We start from the raw sequence: 20416 nt of genomic DNA, 5'->3' as shown, positions 1-20416 counted from the left end.
CGATCCTTATTGATTGTTTTGATATCTGAAATGGATAACCGTAGCCGAGGGGGATGCCTCCCGCCACAGTGATACGTGTGATTTGCCGCCCTGCTCGCGCAGCCAGCGGGCGTAGAGCCCCTCCAGTACCGCGCTGAAGGCGTGGTTCCACGCCATCTGCTTTGGCTCTTCCGGTGGTACCGGCAACGCCGTATGGGCGATGCGGATCGCCGTCTCGCTGGCGTCAATATCAATATAGCCCCAGTTGAAGGCCGCGAGCCGGGCATTGATCTGCGCTTCGAGCTCGCCCACGGTGTGGGCCAGCGCCAGCGGGAAACGCTCGCCCAGCGAGTCGCCCATCTGCACGAGGAACGAGCGGCTCTGCGCCTCACCGACGTTGGCTACCATACTCTCAATCATCACGTGGATCAGCGAAAACCAACCCGACTGCGTCTGTTGATGCTGGTAATACTGCAAAAGCTGTTGATCATTCATTACTTATTCCCCAGAAGGTAGCGGAAGTAGAGGCTCGCGGTACTTTCGTTGTAATCACCAAAGGTGTCATAACCCACCTGTCCGCCGATGGTCATGTCTTTGTTCAGTTTGTAGTCCGTTGACGCGCGCAGGGTGTACCCCAGGCCGTTCTCACTGCTGCCTTTGTAGAACGCCTCTTTGGCAAAACCACGGGAGACGTAATCTTCCAGCTGTCGCTGCATGGCGGAATCCGTCGGGAAGTACGGACTCTCATCCTGAGAGTAGGACTGATACCCCACCGATGCCCCTAAGCCCAGCTTCCAGTTGTCATATTTCTGGGTGTAATCCACCGGGAAGGAGACGCTGATGTAATCCTGCGGACTGAAATAGCCCCCCTGACCGTAGCTGAAGTAGCTCAGGTTCTTGTCAAAGTTCATGTAGTTCATGTTGATGCCGGCTTTTAACTCGCGATCGGCAGCATAGTACGGACGGAAATAGACCCCCGCCGAACCGTTGACGCTGGTGTTGCTCGGGACGTTCTCCCCGATATAGTCATACACGCCAAACCCGGCGTAGAAGCCCGCATCGGTATTGTCATAGCTCAGCTGGGCGCTGCCGCCGTTTTTGGTGACCTGGCCCCACTTCTTGCCGCTGTACTTATCTTCCACCCCAACATACGACAGCAGGCTGTCCACCACCGCGCGACGCTCGCCGGTCAGGATCAGCTTGAGGTAATCCGTCAGCTGCGGTGACCACTGCACGCCCCCTACCAGGGTATTCAGATCCTGGCCCAGCGGCGTGGAGCCGACATCAATTTTGTACTGCTCCCCGGTGAGCGCCATCGCCACTTCGACGCCCTGGGCACTTTGCGATCCCTGGGACGGCACCTTGATTTTGTCGATGTTCGGCAGCTCAGGCGGCGTGGTGGTGGAGGCGTTATACAGCTCCTCGGCCACCCCACCCTGGATCAGCGCCCCGGTACCAAACCGGCGGCTGGATTCATCGGACGAGGTGCCTGCATCGAGGCTGATCGGCGTGACGTTAACATCCAGACGCGAATCGCCGAACGGCACGGTGGACCACTGCAGCGGGGCCTTGATCTCCGTCAGCTTGCTCAGCCCCTCTTCGCCGTCACGCGCGCGCAGGGCAGTTGAACCCCGCGCCCAGGTGGCGGTTTTGTCAACCAGCATCTCCATCATGTTATCCACCTGACGCAGCGTGCCCGCCTGGGCAGTTTCTACCGGCAGATCGGTGCGCACGGTGCCCGGCGGCGCGGTCTGTGGATTACGCGCCAGCTGGGCCACCTGCCACGGCATCGCCTGGCCGTAGAGCGACGGTGAGGCCGCCTCCACGCCCTGGCTGGAGGTACCGACAAACGGATTGTCGGCCAGGGCCAGACCACCCAGCATCGGGGCGGTTTCGCCGTTGTTGTTCTGCAGGCCGAGCAGCTTGCCGCGGGCGGTGCGCAGATAGCTCATCGCCTGCTGATGGTTGCCCTGGGCCTCGGAGACCCGGGCCAGCAGCAGTAAGCGTTCCGGGGTGCTGTCGTTGGTCAGCCCGGCGGAAAGCTGCTTCGCTTTATCCACGTTGTTGCTGGCCAGCGCCACGTCGATGGCCCCGGCGCGCGCGTCCTGCTGCGGCGTGTCGCGGGTCATCAGGTAGTCGTAAACCACCCCGGCCTCTTTGTTCATCTTCCCGGACTGATAGACGCGGGCCATGGCGAACATCAGATCGGTGTTCTGCGGATCGTTTTGCATGGCGCGGATCAGCTTGTCGTAAGCCGCCGCATAGTTGCCCTGCACGCGCAGACGATCGGCCTCGTTGATCACATAGCCGTTGCGAATGCTCGCCAACTGGGTCGGGGTACTGCGCGACTGCAGTTCCGGGTTAGCAAGCCAGGCCTGAGCTTCGCTGCCCAGTCCGGCCTGGTTCAGGACCGCCACCTGATCGGCATAGTCCCCGGCGTTACCCTGCACGCCGCGGCGCATGTTGTCGTGGACCACGCTCACCGCGGTAGTGACATCGCCACTCTGGGCCAGCATCCGCGCCAGCTTGCCGGCGTCAGCCGGGCTTTGCGGCGGACGTGACGCCAGGGCTTTCAGGGTGTTGGCCGCCGCGGTCCGGTCGCCCTGAGCCAGATAGCGTTCGGCAACATCCATCTGCAGGTTGTAATTCACCCGCTGGGACAGCTCGCGCATATCGCCGTTCTGACTGGAGGCCGGAATGCGCGACAGCAGGGTTTGCGACTGCTGCCAGGCGTTGTTTTCGCTGGCGAACAGGGCCGCCGCGTAGAGTTCGCTGTTACTGGCGTTCGGGCGGAAGGCAGGCGTCATAACGTTAGCTGCCTCCGCGCTGCGCCCCTGCTTCTGCAGCAGTCGGGCTAAATCCAGTCGCAGCCAGGGATCGGATGGATAGCGGGCCGTACCCTGCTGTAACAGGGCGATAGCGCGCTGCGGATCGCCGTTGGCCACCGCCTGCTGGGCCTGACGGCGCAGCGGATCGGTCGGGTTGCCCCCGGAGACGCGCGGCTGCAGCCTCGCCTGCAGGCTGGCAGGCAGAGTTTGCAACATCGCCTGGGCTTCGGCGGTTTTGTTCTGCTCACGCAGGACGTAGTAGAGGTTTTCCCGCGCCGCGCCGTTATTTGGCTGCTCGGTCAGCAGGCCGCGCAGGGTCTGCTCTGCCGCGGTGTAATCTTTGTTATGCCGCTGGACGTCGGCCCGGAACAGCTTCGCCGCCGCCCCCTGCTCGCCGCTGCGTTGGGTCAGGGGCGCGCTCAGCGCCAGGGCCTGGCTGACGTTACCCTGCTTGTAAGCCGCCTGCGCCTGGGCCAGCTGGCCGTAGAATTCGGCGTCCTGCGCCTGCTGTTTACGCTCGTCAGAAGCGGCACCGCCAAGGCTGGCCGCGCGGTTCAGGTACTGCGCGCCTGCGGCATAGTCGCCCTTGCGCAGGGCCACATAGCCCATCCCGGCCAGCGCATCGGCATCTTCCGGGTTGGCCTTCAGCACCTGCTCAAACTGGTTGCGGGCGGTATCGGTATTGCCGCTGTTCAGCGCCACATAGCCTTCGCCTTTTGCCGCCCCACCGATGCTCTTGCGGTAGTGATCCTGCACCGCGGTATCGTTGGGATGACGCTGGAGGAAGGTCTGGTAGTACGCTTCGTCCCCCGCCTGCGGGCCCAGCCACAGCAGGGCCTGACGCAGGGATTTATCCGCATCCTGACTGCCGCTCGCCAGATCCTGCAGGATGTTCATCCCCTCGCGACGGGTGCTTTCCTGATAGGTCAGGACTTTACCCAGCGCAATTTTGACGTTGTTATCCTGCGGATACTGGACGCGCAGCTGACGCAGCTCGCTCACCGCCTGCGGATAGAGGGACTTGTCCCCCGCCATGGTCAGATAGTACTCCGGGGCCAGGCTCGGCGGCGGCTGATTGCCGGTAAACAGGCTCTGCCAGGTGGCCAGCGCGGCGGGAATGTTGCCGCTGCGCGCCTGCTGACGGGCCAGCTCCAGCTGCCCTCGCGGCACCTGCTGCATCTGTTTGGCGTTATCCAGCGCCTGCAAATTCGCATCCTGCGGCGAGACCGCCGTTAAGCGCTCGCGCCACTGGGCCGCCCCTTTGATGTCGCCAGCCTGCTGCGACCAGAGGGCCATCAGGTACAACGCCTGGGTGTTGTTGGCGTCGACCATCAGCACTTTTTTCAGCGATTCCATCGCCAGATTATCGTGAGACTTTTCGTGCCAGTAGTTGGCCTGATCGAACAGCGCTTTCAGCGCCGGGTTATTGGCCGACTGGGCGGCATCCGCCGCCTGGGCACCCTGGATGCCCCCGATCGCCAGCCCGCTGACCAGGCAAAGTACAGGCAGATGTCCGGCGGTTTTGTTTTTATTTTCCATAGTGTTACCACCCTTACTCACGATCTGAATCCTGTGGGTTAAGACGTTTGTGCGCGCGTTTTTTCAGTAACGAGTAGAGGCTGAGGCCAATAATCGTCGCGAACAGCAGTCCAAAAATCGCCAGCATGGCGGAGTGCTGCGTGGCATACCACACCACCATCATGTACCAGGGCATCTGGCCGCTCGGGAACTGCGGGCCGACGCGGAAACTGCGTACGCCGTTCTCATCGGTGATGATCGCGGTATCGCCGCGGATCCCGGCGTTAATGCGGGCGGAGTTGAGGTCGGTATGCAGACGCGCCAGCTGGGCGTCATCGCTGCCAATCGCCATCACCACCAGACGTTCCGGGTTCCACTGGGAGCGGAAGCTGACAAAGCCGCGCCAGGATTCGTTGGACGAGAAGTAGCGGTCGGCATCGACGCCGGACGCGTTCCAGTCCCCCTCCAGCAGACGCTGCGCTTTTTCCCACAGTTTCGGTTCCCGCACGCCAAAGGTGTGCTCGTTGCTGACAAATGGCGACTGCGCCAGCAGGGCACGGTTAAAGGCGGTTTGATCCAGCGAGGAGACCGCCAGCACGTCGCTGTTGCTCAGGCGCATCAGGTTCGCGCCGCCGGACGGCAGACCAAACATCACGCGGTTATTGTTCAGCGCGGTACCAGTGGCGTTACCGGAACGGGCAGAGAGATCCAGCAGGGTGCCGATCTCGCTTTCGCTCGGGTTCTCCGGCAGGAGCAGTACCGTCTGGGAGAAGTCCGCCAGACGGGTGAACGGGAACGAGGCACCCACGAAGTACGACAGGTTTGGCAGCAGCGTGAAGTGGCGCGTGTTGCTCAGATCAATACTCGAGTCTTCGTCGATACGGCTCTTGATGTTGTTATTGAGCAGGACGCTGCACGGCGCAGTCTCTTTGGTCTGGATGTTGAAATAGAGCTGCAGCTGGTTGTCGCCGTAAATCAGGTACGGCTCCAGCGGCACCTCCACATTCTCCTGACGCGCATCGCCGCCGAGCTTATGCCACAGCCCTTCGAGCAGCCCCTGCTTGTTGACCGGCAGGTTGCGCAGGAACGCGCCGTTGAAGGTCATCGACAGGTATGAGCGCTGCTCGTCAATCCAGCTTTCGGACGGGAAGCGGTAGGCCACTTTCAGCGGAATGGTGTCCCCATCCCACATAAACAGATCCGGCGCAGCACGGAAGGCCAGGGTCAGCGGTTCGTGCCAGATGCCGGTCACGGTCAGGCTCTGATCCTTACGCATCAGCTCGCTCAGCAGCACCGGGCGATCGGTCGAGATCCAGCGCGGGGCATCGTAAGGTTTGCTGACCGGGATGTTCTGCGCCTCAACCGGCAGGCTGGTGGTCTGGCCGTTGAACTGCCCGCGGGTCAGACGGTACGCGGCGCTTTTCAGCTGCTGCTCGTTGTTCCCTACCACCAGCAGCAGCTTGTAGATCGGGTTGCCGGGGTTATCCACCACCTGCAGCGTGGCTCCGTTCGAGGCCGGCAGCGTTAAGCCGCCGATGGACTCGCCCGGTTTACCAAACAGGATGCCGTTTTTCTCCGGCAGCTGATCGTGTAATGCATCAAAGGCGATGCCGCGATAGTCCGCTTCGATACCCAGCCAGGAGGCGATCAGCGCCGCGGCACCCACCTGCTCCGGCAGGGTTTTGGCCGGGAACGCGAAGGTCAGCGTGGTCGGCGTCATCTGCATTTCGTCGAGGAACGGACGCGGGAAGTGGCTGAGATCCGCAGCAATGTTCAGCTGCTGCGCCTCCAGGTCCAGCCGCGTGTTCGGCATGATGGTGACCTGGTAGCTGTCGGACAGATCGCGCTGGCACAGCAGCGCATCGCCGTCGTTAATTTTGAAGCTGATGTTGTTGCGGGATACCACCATCGCCGCCGGAATATCAAGCTGATAGCTGGAGACATTGCTGTCGGCGGAGCCCAGCGGCACCGTCCCCAGCGGCTGGCCGTTGAGCATCAGCTGCAGGGTGGTATTACGTGCCGCCATCGCCGGAGAGACCTTGAGGTTCAGCTCCAGCTGCGCATTAGTGATCACCTGGTCCGCCGAGAGGGTAAAGTCGATCCCGCCCTGCAGCTGGCCGCCGCTCAGCATCACGCCGTTTGGCTGACCCATCTGGGCAACGGAGATGCTGGTGGTGGTGCCGGGAGTGATGCCCATCGGTGCCGCAGACGCGGCATCGGGTGTCGGTATCGCAGGCGCAGCCTCAGGCACCGGGGTCGTCTCCTCGACCGGCGGGGTCTGGAAGGCAGGCAGCGTGTCGGGGGCGGGCAGCGTGGCCGGAGCCGTGTCAGCCGCAGCAGGCGTTGCATCAGCCGCAGGCTGGGCCGCGTCCGTTACCGGCGGCGGGAGATCCACCGGCAGCAGCGATTCCACGGTGGTCGGCTCTTCCGCCGTCACCGGCTGCACCAGCACGCCGAACATCAGCGCCATCTGCAGCGCTTTACGGGTCATCCCTTTCATACAGCGGTATCCTCGTTGACTTTATTCCCGCGGCGGGCGTCATCATGGCGATGACGGCGCTTTTCACGACGGTCCTTCCAGGTCAGCCAGAACAGATCGAATACGCTGCGAATAATGATAAACAACGAGCGGAACGGGTTGTCCTGCGCTTTTGGCGGGTTGATCCACGCATCGGCGCGGGCCAGTACTACGCGCACCAGTTCGCGACGGCGGTCCAGCGGGATCTCGTCAAACATCAGGCGAATGTACTGCTCGTCGTGGGCAATCACGCTCACCGGAATACTGATGGCCCCGGACTGCAATTGCAGCTCTATCTCTTCGATCTCGTCGTTGAGGTGACGGTCATCCACCACCGCAATACGGCAGCCGCCCATGGAGAGATCCAGGGTATGGCTGCGCGAGGAGATGCCGCTGGCGTAGTGAATTACCACCGGCACGGTGGCATCAATACGGATGGTTTTACGCGTCTGACGGGTCTCCCGCGCCACGGCAATGGCGGCCAGCAGGAAGATCAGGCTGTAGAGACCCCAGCCGACGTTGAGGGCGATAACCATCGGGTCCACCCCGAAGTAGTCATGGCCGACAGCACGCACAATCCCGGCGACAACCCCTGCCGCCAGCAGCACGGCGATGATCAGGTGCGGGCGGACAATGCTGAAATCGAAATAGCCCACATCCAGCAGCGCGCCTTTATCGGTCACGTTGAACTTGCCGCGTTTCGGGAAGATCAGGGTAATCACCGTCGGCAACACCAGGTGGAAAGCCAGCACCAGGTCGTAGATCTCCCCCCAGAAGCTGTAGCGGAACCGCCCGTTGACCCGCGAGTTCACATAGATACAGAGGAACAGGTGCGGCAACATGTAGGCGAAAATCAGGCTCGCCGAGGAGTGGATAATGTTCAGGTTAAACAGCAGGTACGCCAGCGGCGCGGTGAGGAACGCCACGCGCGGCAGCGCAAACTGGAACGACAGCATGGCGTTCAGATAGCAAAGACGCTGCTGCCACTTCAGACCCCGGCCCAGCAGCGGGTTATCGACACGCAAAATCTGCGTCATGCCGCGCGCCCAGCGGGTACGCTGAATGACGTGCACCACCAGACGCTCGGTCGCCAGCCCTGCCGCCAGAGGGATATCGAGATAGGCCGACTTCCAGCCCAGACGCTGCATCTTCAGCGCGGTGTGGGCATCTTCGGTCACGGTCTCTACTGCAAAGCCGCCAATCTCCTCTAACGCGCTGCGACGGATCACCGCACAGGAGCCGCAGAAGAAGGTGGCATTCCAGTTATCGTTGCCGCGCTGGATCTGCCCGTAGAACAGCTGACCTTCGTTGGGAATATCGCGGCCCGCGGAGAGGTTACGCTCGAACGGATCCGGCGAGTAGAAGTAGTGCGGAGTCTGCATCAGCGCCAGACGCGGATCCTGCAGGAAGGCCCCGACGGTCGCCTGCAGGAAGATACGCGTCGCCACGTGGTCGCAGTCAAAAACGCAGATCAGCTCGCCCTTGGTGAGCTTCATGGCGTGGTTGAGGTTACCCGCTTTGGCGTGGGAGTTGTCGTTACGCGTGATGTACCCTACCCCGACGTTGGCGGCAAATACCGCAAACTCGTTGCGCTTACCGTCATCCAGCAGGTAGATCTTGAGCTTGTCTGCCGGGTAATCCAGGCATTGCGCCGCCAGCACCGTATCGCGCACCACGTCCAGGCTTTCGTTGTACGACGGAATATAGATATCCACCGTCGGCCACTGCGCCATATCATCCGGCAGCGGTACGATTTTGCGCTGAAGAGGAAACAGGTTTTGCAGATAACTCAAAATAATGGTTATCCAGATATAGAGTTCGGCAAGAAATAACCCGATCCCCAGTATGGCTTCTATTTCGGAATTAAAGTGCAGCGTCTGTGTGGCCCGGAACCAGATATATCGTGTGGACATTAAGACCGCCACAATCATCATAATGACCGACACACGGTGATGTTTGCTAAAGCCAAGCAGCATCAGCGCCCCAATGCTGATTAAGCCGAAGATATACTGCTTCTGGCTATCCATTGGGGTGATAATAATTAATACGGCGATGGGTGCTAAGACCAATAGCAGTAAATAAAACAGCGCCTTTTTCATAGGACGTCCTGAAATTGTCGTCAGAAACTGGAGGTTCTCAGGTTGGCGTGCACGGCGCCGTCACCGACCTGGATACCCAAAATACCCGCGATACGCTTACTCACCAGCTCGATATCAAACGCCGCCGCCGAGGTGGCACTGAAATCCAGTATCGATTGCTGTGAGGCATTGGCCTCAGGCACGCTTTCATCCCGGTTGATCACACCCAGCAGGCGGTCACCGAGGCGTTGCTGTAAGAAGGCGGTGACATCACGGCTGATATGGCGCCGGTTGTCACTCTGGTTCACCAGGAAATAGTATCCGGCCTTGTTATCTGGCGGTGCGCCGCCGGTCAGCCGATGATTTTCGATGTGGGGCAGCAGGGACAGGGAGGCGGTGTCGGCCAGCAGGGTCACCAGATGCAGATCGGCCAGCGGCGAGATCGCCTTCAGCGCCGGGTTCGGCCCTGGAGGGAAGTCGGCCAGGATAATCAGCCCGGGATAGTTCAGCAGAGAGCTTAAGCCTCGCGCCAGGAAATTGCTGTCGCTGGTGAGGTTATGCTCAAAGATCAGGCGCTGTTCCTCCGTCACTTCGCCATAGGGCAGGACGAACATATTGCTGCCCGCCGTTAGCACCGACTGGCTCCAGTCCGCCGACTCATTGGCACGCGCAACGTAGCCACGCCCGTCAGATAACGGCACGCCAAAATGCAGACGCAGCGCGTTCTGAACATCGAAGTCAATGGCCAGAACTTTATTGCCGGCACGTGCCAGAGCATAAGCGAGGTTGGCCGTGACCGTGGTTTTCCCTACTCCGCCTTTTGGCGAGCAAATACACACTAACGGCATGAAGCGATTTTCTCCAGGAGCGGTTGTAACGGAAGGTCCTTGACCGGATGGCTGGCCGTCGCGGAGGTTTTGGTCGCGAACAGCTGCTCAAAGCGAACCGGCTCCGCCGGTTTTGGCGGAGTCACTGTCTCAGCAGGCGCTTGTACAGGCGCGAGCGCAGGTGCTGGATGGAATGCAGATGGCGCCGCCGCGACAGGCGTCTCTTTCACGGTCGCGTGGGGGGTTGCCTCAGGGCGCAGCTGATCGAACAGAGAAGGTGCGGCCGGATTAAGCTGCGTCTGTGCGGTGTTATCTGCGCTTTCAACCTGTAAGCTCTGCATGATAGACGGGGCTGAACCGGCAGGCTCCGCCACGGGCGTCTTCGTCAGGCTGGCAAACGCCGCATCCAGTTCGCCGGGTTTAACGGCCTGCGGCACGGGTACCGCAACGCTGCCGGCCTTCGCCAGCGCCGCGTCACTGTCTACACCTGCCAGCTGGTTGATAATCGCCCAGCCGCTGTTCGACGCCTGTTTGTTTTGCGCCGACAGATCCTTGAAATGGATGTCACCGGTGCGCGTTTTATCCTTGAAACGCTGTAAATCATCATAATTTTTCATGGTATTACTCTTGATTCACAAGTCAGTATTTTTGTTTCCTGCATGACTTTGCCAGGGACAACAGTTTGTGGGGTTACGAGCATGTAAAGGGAGTGAAGGGTTAACAACCATCATCGCCCCCGCCATTGCTGGCGCTAATATTTGTTTACCGAATATTCTAATGCATATTACGTAGAGGTAATACTATCTACAAGCTTATCGACAGATAACGCAATTTCTCCACTTTTCGCCATTAACAACCTACAACTTAAACATAAAATTTTGCTTTGCGTTACTTAAGTGAAACATTTGACCAAAAAAATGATGTGATTGCGGTTAAATACCGGAGAGTAACTATAAGCAGGGTTTATGAAAAAACATTATCCGCCTCGGGTGGGAGCGGACGTTTTAAGGGACACTAAGAAGATCGGGTGATGGGTTGGTAACCGCAAGGAGTGAAAATGATCCCGGCACGCTGGCCGGGATCGGAGGTCATTACAGGGCAGTCTGTCCGTATTTTGGCGAACGAGGCCCGTATAACAAACCACCAGGGCCCGCGCTGAACAGACGAGCGCTGGTCACCTGAGCAACATCATACGCTTTATCCGTGGCCGAATGCGCAATCTGGGTCACCGCCGCGTTTATCAACATCCCCACTATGCCACCGCCATTATTACTCTGGCCCTCATTGCTTGAGGCCGTGGCAACGCCTTTCCACAGCTCTTTCCCGGTGCGTAGATCCACTAAACGCGCCGCTGCGCTCACGCGCGTGTCGCTGCTGATCACCTGGTATGAGGTGCCATAATCGGTGAGGGTGATGTACATCACCGCATCAGCGCCAAAGATATCGTGCAGTTTTTTCAGCGGCACCGCGCTGATATCGTCCGGGTTAGTTACGCCGTTTTGTTTAAACGTCTCTTCCACGACCGCAACCGGGAACACGTAGTAACCGGATTCAGCAAGAGGCAGAGTGACGCTGCTCAGAAAGCCGTGACTGGCGTTCACGTCCGGCGACGTATTTTTCGGCGGCAGCACCAGGATGCTGCGCGGTTTGCTTTCCCGGAAGGCAGAATAATCAGCGGGCGGTGTTTTATTAGTGGTGCAACCCGTAACGATAAGCGTCAATGCCAGAGTCAGGAGGGCTGAAATTCCTTTCATGTTACGTCCCTTTATTTTTTCGTGGTCAGGAAATTAATATATGAAGCCGACTCCGGGTACTGCGTTTTTTCGGCATTAAATTCAGCCATCGCCAGCTCTCTGTTACCCGTATTGCTGTAGAGCATCCCAAGTTGGGCATGCACGCCAGGAGGAACAGGCTTGCTGCTTGCCCGTGACGTTTCAATCAATTTCTGTAGAGAGGCAATTTGCTCCTGCGGGCTGGTTTTATTGGTGTAGTAGTCATAGACCGACTCCTGATAATCCCCCCACGTGTAGATCTTTTGCGGCGTGTTGGTTGCACACCCTGCCAGCAGTAATAGTGCTGCGCCAGTTACGAGCTTATTTACAGTTGCCATCATCAATTCCTTTTAATGTGTATTTGACGGGTTCCAGCCACCGTTCTCAGTCCCGGCCACCAGGTTATTGACCGCTTCGCGAATGGCGAGATCCAGCACTTTGCCGTTCAGCGTGGCGTCATAGCTGGCCGTGCCGCCAAAGCCGAGCACTTCACGATTAGAGAGCGTATATTCACCCGCGCCCTGCGAGGAGTAAACCACTTCAGAGGTGCGGACATTGACCACATTCAGGGCAACTTTCGCATAAGCCACTTGCGATTTGCCGCGTCCCAGAATGCCAAACAGCGCCCTGTCACCGGTCTCTTTACGACCAAACTCCGTCACGTCACCGGTGATGACGTAGGTTGCCCCTTTCAGCTGCTGACGCTGACCACTGATGCCGGACTCGGTTTTGATCTCTTCCATGTTCGCGCGATCCAGCACGTTGAAGCGGCCGGTTTGCTGCAGGTGGGTGATCAAAATGGTCTTGGACTGGTTCCCCAGGTGGTCGACACCGTCGGAGAATATTCCATTCATATAGCTGGAGCGGTTATCAAATTTGCCGACCGATATCAGGCTGCGCTGGCCCTGCCAGGCGGTGTTATAGGTAGCGACTTTCGCGACTTCGACGGAACGGGAGGATTCCGTTGCACAACCCGTGAGTAATAACGCGCTAAAGCAGAGCGAACTGACGATTCGTTTATTGACCATGATATTTGAATTTCCTTATAAAAATAGACGAGACGATGGGTAATTTGATTACCTTTTCTCTCAAGTATTATTATGGAGAGAGCGGCATCCATTATGACAGGAAGTCATTCAATTAGTTAATATTTATCGTGTTTTTTGGATTTTCTTTAGATTTGAGGGAATTTTTTGCAGCGGTGCGGTGTTTTTACTTTAACGACCTGAACGTGGGCACATGCTGAGGCCAGGTACATTCAATCCTGGTCAGGTTAATAACGCATTTTTAACGGGATCGGCTACGCAAAACAATTATGCGCTCCATGAAAATGATGTGACGAGACAAGTCTAAACAACAGACTAATTAATCCCTTTTCAGAAGAAAATGACTTATACAGGTAACGATATGAATTTAGGCAACGGCTTAGACGTATCCAAAAGAGTTTGATAAAAGCGAAAAGCGTCAAAAAGATGAACTACAGATATTATTTGAAGCCACAGGGATCCTTTCACTGGAAGTATAAAAACACGGCAATTCAGTGTTGGAGCACCGTCCATTTTCTCCAGAGCTTTTAAAGAGCCTGTACTTGCATGACCGTCTGGTATTCCATCAGCCCAACCTGCACATTTTTACGGTAAATGGCTGGAAGAAGCGGAATTCAACACCGACGCGCTGGTTGCGGTCAGCATGGAACAGGGACCACTGGTGATCCAGCCGGTTAAGAACTGACGGGTAAAAAGAAGATGCCGGCGCTAAGGCCGGGATCTATTGCAGTTAATAAAAATCTGGCTCTACCAGACCCTCAGCTTTCACGATTTCAAGGAAGCGTTTATAGGCATCTTCATCTCGTTCTAATATATCATCCAGCAACTTTTCTTTAATCAGTGCCCAATGATGAATGCTCTTAGCATTATTTTCAAAATACATTGCCTTAAAATGTATTTCTGATTCAATTACAGTCACTTGACTCGCTCTATATGCAGTCAAGCCTCCATAGTTTTTGGGAAGCCCATAAAAATATGTTTCTTCACCAAACCAATAAATTGAAAACACATTTATAACTGTTCCATCTTTCTCTCTGACTTTCATTAACTAGCCCTTTAATATTTTCGATGACATCTGCCGGATTAGAGCTAACCCTTTGTGGAGTATAAATTTTAATATCGTAAGCTTTACCAGTAGTAGAGTTGTACTGATAATGAATAGTTATTGATTCTCCTTTGGCATTTTTCTGGACTACCTGCACTTGTTTCCATACAATTTGTTCATTCAAATCCCTGGGCGCTGTAAATTGCTTACCCGGTTTCGCCGTCGATATTTTCTCTGCGGCACTGATCAGAATTTTGTTATCGATGATATCGTCAGGTCGCGCCCGATATCTGCCACCACGTTACCCCGTAGATACGCTACCGCCCTGCCGTGACGTCCCTGTCTGCACAGTGCATTTTAGCAACGCTTTCTCCACTGTCATTAGCGGTTCTCTTTACGATGCTGGCGAGGTAGGAATGGGTAATTCAGCCGGAACCGGACGTTAAGAAGAAGCTGAAAATCTCTTAAGATCTCCGCTCAAAATCAGAGTCAATGCAATGATTTTATTATAATTATCAAAAAAAAGCCACTTCTAGAAAAATGGATATGTCAAGTTATAGATAAAAAAACCCAACCACCAAGGTTGGGTTTTTTATTCAGGCATCATATTATTTTTAATAACTTCATATCGTAAAGAAGATCTTTACGCTCTTCTTCACCCAACTCTTTCAACAGTTCCTCAAGAGGATGAGCTGATAAGATCTGATTAATTTCTTTTTGGTGATACGCTTCAACATGTTCAGGGCCACGCGCCGCCATTAGTATTAAATTAATAACAGCTAACATTAATTGTTCAATAGGGAGCTGATAGGCACCTTCATATTGATAAGATGCATAACCTCTTCCATCTGCACCCTCTGGCCACTGAGAGTTTCCGCTGGCAATATCATCCAATTTCACGCGACAACCTTCATAACAACACTCTAAAAAATCTCTTTTAATTTCATAATAATCAATACGTTCATCATTCATTATTTCTTCCTCGGGGTTAGTAGCACACCATTGTTATCGAGGACATTGACCCGAATGCCAGGATACTTTTGCTGGAACTGATCAACTACACCTAAGCAACTGCCACATGCCGAACGTTCCGTGAAAATTGTAACTGTGCCTCTTGCTGATGTGTTATTGCCTAGCTGATCGGCCAAGTTATCAAGAATTTTATATTCAGAATCCGTATTTCTTGGAATCAAAGCGCCTTCTTTATTTGGCAACGTTTGGGATTGGAAATTCTGACTTCCTTTACCTACTAACCCTTTGCCTGCTTCATTAAAACTACTATGCGCCGCCATCTGCACTGGCATACCTGGGATATCCACATCGGCAACAGCAACATTACCCGAACGCTTAGAAGCTGCCTCCCGCCGCCACGCTGTTCTGCTTCGACTTATAATCGTTGCTGTCCTACTGACTGCGCATCAGGAGGTCGCGTCCGATATCCGCCACGATGGCGTTACCGCTCACCTGCGCGCCGTCGAGGATGGCATCGCGTCCGCTGGTCATTGAGACCGTGCCGCCGCTGTCGAGGGTGGTCTCCGTCCAGGCAGTACCGCTCCCCTTCTCGTGGCCCTTAGCCGCATTGACGTTGGCAAAGACGCCGATACCGTAGCCGCTGGTACCGCCGCCGATGCTGACCCCGCGCCCGATACGCGGTTTTATGACCCGCGTTCCATTTTTCCCAAAGCTGTTCAAGAGCCTGTATCTGCATGACCATCTGATATTCATTCAGCCCCTGCCTGCGACTGAACAGTAACTGGCTGGCAGACGCGGGATTAAGCACCGAAACGCCGGTCACGGTCATCGTGGAGCAGGGACGACTGGTGATCGAGCCGGTTAAGGGCTGATGGGTAAAAAGAAAATCCCAGAGCAGTGGCCGGGATCTTTTGCGGTTAATAAAAATCTGGACCTATCCGGCCTTCTGCTTTCAGGATTTCAATAAAACGCTTATAAGTTTCAGGATCCCCTTCAACCAGATCATCCAATATTCTTTCTGCTATGAGGGGTTTAAAAAAAACACCATCTTCAAAAAAAATAAAGTCACCTGATATTGTAGGGTCAATTATTTCTACTTTATCCGCGTTGAATACAGACAAGCCATATCCTTTGATTAGACCATAAAAATAAGTTTTCCCCTTCATCCAGTAAATAGCGTAGATTTCTATTAGTGTTCCGTCATTTTCTTTTATTTTCATTTAACAACATCCTTAATAAAATCAATCACCTTAGCCGGATCACTAACATGTCGCTGGGGTGTAGTAATTTTCATATCATAAGCCTTACCAGTATATGAATTATATTGATAATGCACTGTTATTGTTGAGCCATCAGATAGTTTTTGCTTGGCTTCCATTTTCTGGAATCCCGCAGATGTTGGGAAACGAAGATCCTTATTCATTCCCTTAAGCGGCTCTCCAGCAGAAGCCGGATTACTCCGTACTTGATTCCAAACGATTTTCTCATTCAGATCGCGTGGGAAGGGATTCTGTATCCCTTTAGCCGTCGTGATAGTTTCAGCACTTCTGATTAACTGTTGCTGTTCCCTTGTCAGATTCGATATAGGATTATTTGCAGCCGGCTTCTCAACCGTTAATCCAAATATCACCCCCGCCAGTACCGCTTTATTCAGATTATTTTTATGCAGCTCCGTGTTATTCGCCACTGGCTCCAGTTCTGAAATCGAATAAGCAACCAGTCCCTGACATTGGGCATTACACTCCGGCGAGGCTTGTAGAACCTTCATTTTCTCCAGCTCTGCCTTTTGCTCATTAACTGGAATACCTGTCGCCAGCTCGCCCGTGGCCGCGCCTGCGGCACCTGCTGCCGCGCTGTTACCCTGGATGGCCGCCACCGCGCCGCCCAGAATGGCATGGGCAATAGTGTTAACCGCCGTATTACCCTCGGTTGATTTCAGCATATGCGCCAGCTCCGGTGCCGACGCCCCCGCCAGCGCACCGGCGATATCCCCGCCTGCCAGCCCCGACAGCGCGGCCGTGGCCGCCTGGATACCCCGCTGGATCGGGCGATATCCATGGCCTGGCTGCCAATCTCGCTGATAAGGCTCACGGCCTGGAGCCGCTTCTGCTCCTTCTCCTTGTCGAATATCGGGCTGAGGCTGTCGTTCGCATGCGCCGTATCCCGGCTCAGGTCCGCCACGTCCTGCTGCTGGTTCGCTGTGTCACGCACGGTAATAGTGCCGTTTGCGACCGCCGCCTGAGTGGTGCCCTCTGCATGGCCGCTGCTGCCACCCGCGGAGACCATTCCGCCCGGCATATTGCCGGTGAACGTATCTTTGCCGAAGCTGCCGCCCCCGCTCATGCTGACACCGCTGTGGCTGACCTTATAATCGGCTTCGTTATGGATATCGCTGAAGCCCAGGGTGCCCGTATCCAGACGGTTTTTATCCGCCTGTACCGTGGAGGCTATCACCGCCCCGTCCAGCTGCGTGTGGCGGCCCACCGTGATATCGAAGCCACCGTCACCGGCATACAGCCCGCTCTGCTCCTGCACCGAATCAAAGGTGCTGTTCATTTTGTCCTGGCTGGCGCTGACGTAGCCCGAGCCGGTCATACTGCCGAAGGTGACCCCACGCCCGATACGCGGTTTTATGCCCGGCGTTCCATTTTTCCCAAAGCTGTTAAAGAGCCTGTATCTGCATGACCATCTGGTATTCATTCAGCCCCTGCCTGCGACTGAACGGTAACTGGCTGGCAGAAGCGGGATTCAGCACCGACACGCCGGTCATGGTCAGCGTTGAGCAGGGAAAACCGGTGATCGAGCCGGTTAAGGGCTGACGGGTAAAAGATCCCGGCGCAGGGGCCGGAATCTTCTCAAGCCATCATTTTGTCTAAAATATGGCTTACATCATTAAGTAAGGCACAGACATCTTCTTTAGAAGCCCCTATCCTGGTTTCAAATTCAGGAACAGAGATGCCATTACAAATTTCATTCAAAGCTGAGTTCAGGATCAATAACTCATTTTCATCAATGGTTAATTGAGCTTGTTTTCCAGCAACAGATATTACATCCATTCATCACCTCAAATTATCGAAGTATGCCCTACCGTTTACAGGCCTAAAGCTGTTCCACCATCTGCTGCTTTAGGATTGCGGATTACAACATTACCAGTAGATTGATCCCAATAAGCTGAACGACCATTGCTCAACTCTTTAGTAGAGGTCGATTATCACCCCAACCAGGGCAGACCCAACCCGCTACCCCAGCTCACCATCAAGGGCCGCTGGCTGGAAGAACTGTGATTCCGGACCGGGCAGCCGGTGATTGTGACGGCTGAGAAGGGACGGCTGACTATTGAGCTTGAGTTTAAGTTCTGACGGCTAAAAAGAAGATCCCGGCGCAGGGGCCGGGATCTTCTGCAGTTAGTAAAAATCTGGATCTATCCGGCCTTCTGCTTTCAGGATTTCAAGGAAGCGTTTATAGGCTGCTTCATCATTTTCAAGTAAATCATCAAGTAATCTTTCTTTAATAAGTGACGAATGATAAATACCTCTACAGTTATTTTCGAAGTACGTAAAATTCCCCGATAAGTCAGGGTCTATGAGTTCTACATCTTGGGCTTTATATGCTATCAGACCACCATGTTTTCTTGGCATGCCCAAAAATAAAGTTTCTTTCCCCACCCAATATATTGCATAAACATCAATAACATAGGCCGATTTGTTAGGTCTTATTTTCATTATTTATCCTTTAATGATGGGCCTGGCTGCAATGGATTCCGCTGTGGTGTAGTTATCTTCATATCATAAGCCTTACCAGTAAAAGAGTTATATTGGTAATGGATTGTAATGTTAGAACCATCAGGTAACTCATGATTCACCTGCATTTTTTGGAACCCAGCAGTTTTTGGAAAGCGCGAGTCTTTATTCATATTGTCTAATATCTGCCCCTGTGAAGGGCTTTTCTTAACCTGATTCCATAATACTTTCTCATTCAGATCTCGTGGGAAGGGATTCTGTATCCCTTTAGCCGTCGTGATAGTCTCAGCACTCCAGATTAATTGCTGCTGCTCCCTTGTCAGATGCGATATAGGATTATTTGCAGCCGGCTTCTCAACCGTTAATCCAAATATCACACCCGCCAGTACCGCCTTACTCAGATTATTTTTGTGCAGCTCAGTATTATTCGCCACTGGCTCCAGTTCTGAAATCGAATAAGCAACCAGTCCCTGACATTGGGCATTACACTCCGGCGAGGCTTGTAGAACCTTCAGTTTCTCCAGCTCTGCCTTTTGCTCATTAACTGGAATACCTGTCGCCAGCGCCTTCGCCTGTTGCGCTACATCTTGTTTTTTCAGGTCAGACAGAAGCTGCTCTCTCTCGACATCCGTCTTCGCATTTGCGTACTGTTCGGTGAAGGTCGTGATGTCCTTATCACCCAAAAAGTTATTCTCAGCCGCATTCTTCCCGGCCTGTCCCCCCGCAACCGCAGACTCCGTGCTGTCCCCCGCAAGCCCTCCGACCATCCCCGCCGAAATCGTTGCCAGGGCGCTGACCGTCTGCTTCTGCTCTTCCGTCAGCTTCGACAGGTCGGTCACGCCAGGATACAGCACACCCGCTATCGCCTTCGCCGCCAGCTCGCCCGTGGCCGCGCCTGCGGCACCTGCTGCCGCGCTGTTACCCTGGATGGCCGCCACCGCGCCGCCCAGAATGGCATGGGCAATAGTGTTAACCGCCGTATTACCCTCGGTGGCTTTCAGCATATGCGCCAGCTCCGGTGCCGACGCCCCCGCCAGGGCACCGGCGATATCCCCGCCTGCCAGCCCCGACAGCGCCGCCGTCGCCGCCTGGATACCCCGCTGGATGGTGCTGCCCGTGCCGTACTTCTCCATGGCCGTCTTGTATTCGGACGTCTCGCGCAGCGCCTTCTGATACTCAGCTTTTGTATCATCACTGGCATCCGGCTCCGGCTCATGCTTCCCGTCTTTCGCCAGCTTAGCCCGGGCCGCATTCAGGCCTTCTATCTCGCCCTGGGTGCGGGCAATGTCTGCCGCCTGCGAGCCAATCTCACCAATCAGCTGCACTTCCTGGAGACGTTGCTGCTCCTTCTCCTTGTCGAATATCGGGCTGATGCTGCCGTTCGCATGTTCCGTATCCCGGCTCAGGTCCGCCATATCCTGCTGCTGGTTCGCCGTATCACGGATGGTCAGCGTCCCTTCGCTCACCGCCGCCCGGGTGGTGCCCTCTGCATCACCGCTGTTACCGCCCCCGGCCAGCAGGCCGTTCGCCATGTTCCCGGCAAACTGGCTGCCAATGCTGCCCCCGGAGCTGATCCCCGCCCCCTGATGTCCGGTCTCAAACTCTGCCTGGTTGTGGATATCGCTGAAGCCCAGCGTGCCGGTGTCGAGGCGGTTCCTGCCCGCCTCCGCCGTCGAGGCGATCACCCCGCCGTCGAGCTGAGTGTGGTTGCCCACTGTCACGTCAAAGCCGCCCTTCCCGGCAAAAATCCCGCTCTGCTCCTGGACCGAGTCGTAGTCGCTGGATATTTTGTCCCGGCTGGCGCTGATGCTGCCGGAGAATCCGCCCGCGCCGAAGGTGTACCCCACGCCGCCGCTGACGCTGTGCTGCCTGCTGTCGTAGTGGTCGCTGTCCTGCAGGCTGGTTATCGTCAGGTTGCGCCCGATATCCGCCACCACGGTTTCGCCGCTCACCTGGGCGCCGGCCAGCGTGGTATCACGCCCGCTGTTAATCGTGAGCTGATTACCCGCATCCACCGTGGTCTCGTTCTGCCAGACCCCGTTACCTTTCTCGTGTCCTTTGCTGCTGTTGGCGTTCGCGGAGATACTGAGCCC

Annotated in this window: 19 protein-coding genes and 3 pseudogenes; 4 read left to right on the top strand and 18 right to left on the bottom strand. The window is 55.6% G+C overall.

Features of this window, described 5'->3' with window-relative positions:
• Window positions 1-6: 6 nt before the first annotated feature.
• From bcsD to LG383_RS00065, 9 genes are all read right to left on the bottom strand, one after another.
• Window positions 7-474 (bottom strand): cellulose biosynthesis protein BcsD, encoded by a 468-nt coding sequence (bcsD, locus tag LG383_RS00105; RefSeq protein WP_106995873.1) that lies wholly within the window; start codon window positions 472-474, stop codon window positions 7-9.
• Window positions 474-4346 (bottom strand): cellulose biosynthesis protein BcsC, encoded by a 3873-nt coding sequence (locus tag LG383_RS00100; RefSeq protein WP_106995874.1) that lies wholly within the window; start codon window positions 4344-4346, stop codon window positions 474-476. The genes bcsD and LG383_RS00100 overlap by 1 nt, the downstream gene beginning before the upstream one ends.
• 13 nt (window positions 4347-4359) lie before the next feature.
• Entirely contained in the window at window positions 4360-6825 is a 2466-nt protein-coding gene (gene bcsB, locus LG383_RS00095; protein ID WP_225758045.1) for a cellulose biosynthesis cyclic di-GMP-binding regulatory protein BcsB, read from the bottom strand.
• Window positions 6822-8942, bottom strand: coding sequence for a UDP-forming cellulose synthase catalytic subunit (bcsA, locus tag LG383_RS00090; RefSeq protein ID WP_225758044.1), 2121 nt, complete (start codon window positions 8940-8942; stop codon window positions 6822-6824). Before bcsA ends, bcsB begins: the two co-directional genes overlap by 4 nt.
• Window positions 8943-8962: 20 nt before the next feature.
• Window positions 8963-9769: a cellulose biosynthesis protein BcsQ gene (gene bcsQ / locus LG383_RS00085; RefSeq protein WP_106995877.1), complete on the bottom strand. Its 807-nt coding sequence runs from the start codon at window positions 9767-9769 to the stop codon at window positions 8963-8965.
• Window positions 9760-10365: a cellulose biosynthesis protein BcsO gene (gene bcsO / locus LG383_RS00080; protein ID WP_225758043.1), complete on the bottom strand. Its 606-nt coding sequence runs from the start codon at window positions 10363-10365 to the stop codon at window positions 9760-9762. Before bcsO ends, bcsQ begins: the two co-directional genes overlap by 10 nt.
• A 474-nt stretch (window positions 10366-10839) precedes the next feature.
• Window positions 10840-11502, bottom strand: a complete 663-nt coding sequence (locus tag LG383_RS00075; protein ID WP_225758042.1) for a DUF799 domain-containing protein — start codon at window positions 11500-11502, stop codon at window positions 10840-10842.
• An 11-nt stretch (window positions 11503-11513) separates the two neighbouring features.
• Entirely contained in the window at window positions 11514-11858 is a 345-nt protein-coding gene (locus tag LG383_RS00070; protein ID WP_225758041.1) for a DUF4810 domain-containing protein, read from the bottom strand.
• A gap of 12 nt (window positions 11859-11870) precedes the next feature.
• A complete protein-coding gene (locus LG383_RS00065) occupies window positions 11871-12548 on the bottom strand; it encodes a CsgG/HfaB family protein (RefSeq protein WP_225758040.1) in 678 nt (225 codons plus the stop codon).
• Between the two features lie 577 nt (window positions 12549-13125).
• Between LG383_RS00065 and LG383_RS22960 the strand changes: the two genes are divergently transcribed.
• Window positions 13126-13251, top strand: coding sequence for a SymE family type I addiction module toxin (locus LG383_RS22960; protein WP_370635152.1), 126 nt, complete (start codon window positions 13126-13128; stop codon window positions 13249-13251).
• Between the two features lie 45 nt (window positions 13252-13296).
• On the opposite strand, the gene LG383_RS00060 is transcribed toward LG383_RS22960, so the two are convergent.
• The 4 genes and pseudogenes from LG383_RS00060 to LG383_RS00045 form a co-directional block, all read right to left on the bottom strand.
• Window positions 13297-13611, bottom strand: coding sequence for a hypothetical protein (locus LG383_RS00060; protein ID WP_225758039.1), 315 nt, complete (start codon window positions 13609-13611; stop codon window positions 13297-13299).
• A 603-nt stretch (window positions 13612-14214) separates the two neighbouring features.
• Window positions 14215-14583 carry a hypothetical protein gene (locus tag LG383_RS00055; RefSeq protein ID WP_225758038.1) on the bottom strand — a complete coding sequence of 123 codons (369 nt, stop codon included), beginning with the start codon at window positions 14581-14583 and terminating at the stop codon, window positions 14215-14217.
• On the bottom strand, window positions 14583-15002 hold the full coding sequence (locus LG383_RS00050; RefSeq protein WP_225759488.1) for a deaminase domain-containing protein: 420 nt from the start codon (window positions 15000-15002) through the stop codon (window positions 14583-14585). The genes LG383_RS00055 and LG383_RS00050 overlap by 1 nt, the downstream gene beginning before the upstream one ends.
• Window positions 15003-15018: 16 nt before the next feature.
• Window positions 15019-15255: pseudogene (locus LG383_RS00045) on the bottom strand (hemagglutinin repeat-containing protein); the annotation flags it as partial.
• A gap of 92 nt (window positions 15256-15347) precedes the next feature.
• On the opposite strand from LG383_RS00045, the gene LG383_RS22955 reads away from it, so the two are divergent.
• On the top strand, window positions 15348-15455 hold the full coding sequence (locus LG383_RS22955; RefSeq protein ID WP_225759487.1) for a SymE family type I addiction module toxin: 108 nt from the start codon (window positions 15348-15350) through the stop codon (window positions 15453-15455).
• Window positions 15456-15500: 45 nt separating this feature from the next.
• Here LG383_RS22955 and LG383_RS00035 read toward each other — a convergent pair whose 3' ends face one another.
• Window positions 15501-15803 carry a hypothetical protein gene (locus LG383_RS00035; protein WP_225758036.1) on the bottom strand — a complete coding sequence of 101 codons (303 nt, stop codon included), beginning with the start codon at window positions 15801-15803 and terminating at the stop codon, window positions 15501-15503.
• 590 nt (window positions 15804-16393) lie between these two features.
• A pseudogene (locus LG383_RS00030) lies at window positions 16394-17202 on the bottom strand (hemagglutinin); the annotation flags it as partial.
• A 62-nt stretch (window positions 17203-17264) separates the two neighbouring features.
• On the opposite strand from LG383_RS00030, the gene LG383_RS00025 reads away from it, so the two are divergent.
• Window positions 17265-17402, top strand: coding sequence for a SymE family type I addiction module toxin (locus LG383_RS00025; protein WP_225758035.1), 138 nt, complete (start codon window positions 17265-17267; stop codon window positions 17400-17402).
• A 36-nt stretch (window positions 17403-17438) separates the two neighbouring features.
• Here the strand turns inward: LG383_RS00025 and LG383_RS00020 are convergent, their stop codons facing one another.
• Window positions 17439-17639, bottom strand: coding sequence for a hypothetical protein (locus LG383_RS00020; RefSeq protein ID WP_225758034.1), 201 nt, complete (start codon window positions 17637-17639; stop codon window positions 17439-17441).
• A 126-nt stretch (window positions 17640-17765) separates the two neighbouring features.
• Between LG383_RS00020 and LG383_RS22950 the strand changes: the two are divergent.
• Window positions 17766-17942: pseudogene (locus LG383_RS22950) on the top strand (SymE family type I addiction module toxin).
• A 45-nt stretch (window positions 17943-17987) separates the two neighbouring features.
• On the opposite strand, the gene LG383_RS00010 reads toward LG383_RS22950, so the two are convergent.
• A complete protein-coding gene (locus tag LG383_RS00010; protein ID WP_225758033.1) occupies window positions 17988-18305 on the bottom strand; it encodes a hypothetical protein in 318 nt (105 codons plus the stop codon).
• Window positions 18305-20416: hemagglutinin repeat-containing protein (locus LG383_RS00005; RefSeq protein ID WP_304608143.1), on the bottom strand; the 2112-nt coding region annotated here is incomplete at its 5' end. The genes LG383_RS00010 and LG383_RS00005, both read right to left, overlap by 1 nt.

Source organism: Leclercia sp. Marseille-Q4284 (assembly GCF_916618945.1).
Taxonomy (GTDB): Bacteria; Pseudomonadota; Gammaproteobacteria; order Enterobacterales; family Enterobacteriaceae; genus Enterobacter; species Enterobacter tamurae.
The sequence above is the reverse complement of the archived record's forward strand: the minus strand, read 5'-3'. Positions and strand labels throughout refer to the sequence as shown.

Bases quoted from the DNA above. Each gene is read 5' to 3' on its own strand.
- bcsD (WP_106995873.1), bottom strand. From the start codon at position 474: ATGAATGATCAACAGCTTTTGCAGTATTACCAGCATCAACAGACGCAG.
- LG383_RS00100 (WP_106995874.1), bottom strand. From the start codon at position 4,346: ATGGAAAATAAAAACAAAACCGCCGGACATCTGCCTGTACTTTGCCTG.
- bcsB (WP_225758045.1), bottom strand. From the start codon at position 6,825: ATGAAAGGGATGACCCGTAAAGCGCTGCAGATGGCGCTGATGTTCGGC.
- bcsA (WP_225758044.1), bottom strand. From the start codon at position 8,942: ATGAAAAAGGCGCTGTTTTATTTACTGCTATTGGTCTTAGCACCCATC.
- bcsQ (WP_106995877.1), bottom strand. From the start codon at position 9,769: ATGCCGTTAGTGTGTATTTGCTCGCCAAAAGGCGGAGTAGGGAAAACC.
- bcsO (WP_225758043.1), bottom strand. From the start codon at position 10,365: ATGAAAAATTATGATGATTTACAGCGTTTCAAGGATAAAACGCGCACC.
- LG383_RS00075 (WP_225758042.1), bottom strand. From the start codon at position 11,502: ATGAAAGGAATTTCAGCCCTCCTGACTCTGGCATTGACGCTTATCGTT.
- LG383_RS00070 (WP_225758041.1), bottom strand. From the start codon at position 11,858: ATGGCAACTGTAAATAAGCTCGTAACTGGCGCAGCACTATTACTGCTG.
- LG383_RS00065 (WP_225758040.1), bottom strand. From the start codon at position 12,548: ATGGTCAATAAACGAATCGTCAGTTCGCTCTGCTTTAGCGCGTTATTA.
- LG383_RS00060 (WP_225758039.1), bottom strand. From the start codon at position 13,611: ATGAAAGTCAGAGAGAAAGATGGAACAGTTATAAATGTGTTTTCAATT.
- LG383_RS00055 (WP_225758038.1), bottom strand. From the start codon at position 14,583: ATGAATGATGAACGTATTGATTATTATGAAATTAAAAGAGATTTTTTA.
- LG383_RS00035 (WP_225758036.1), bottom strand. From the start codon at position 15,803: ATGAAAATAAAAGAAAATGACGGAACACTAATAGAAATCTACGCTATT.
- LG383_RS00025 (WP_225758035.1), top strand. From the start codon at position 17,265: ATGACCATCTGGTATTCATTCAGCCCCTGCCTGCGACTGAACGGTAAC.
- LG383_RS00020 (WP_225758034.1), bottom strand. From the start codon at position 17,639: ATGGATGTAATATCTGTTGCTGGAAAACAAGCTCAATTAACCATTGAT.
- LG383_RS00010 (WP_225758033.1), bottom strand. From the start codon at position 18,305: ATGAAAATAAGACCTAACAAATCGGCCTATGTTATTGATGTTTATGCA.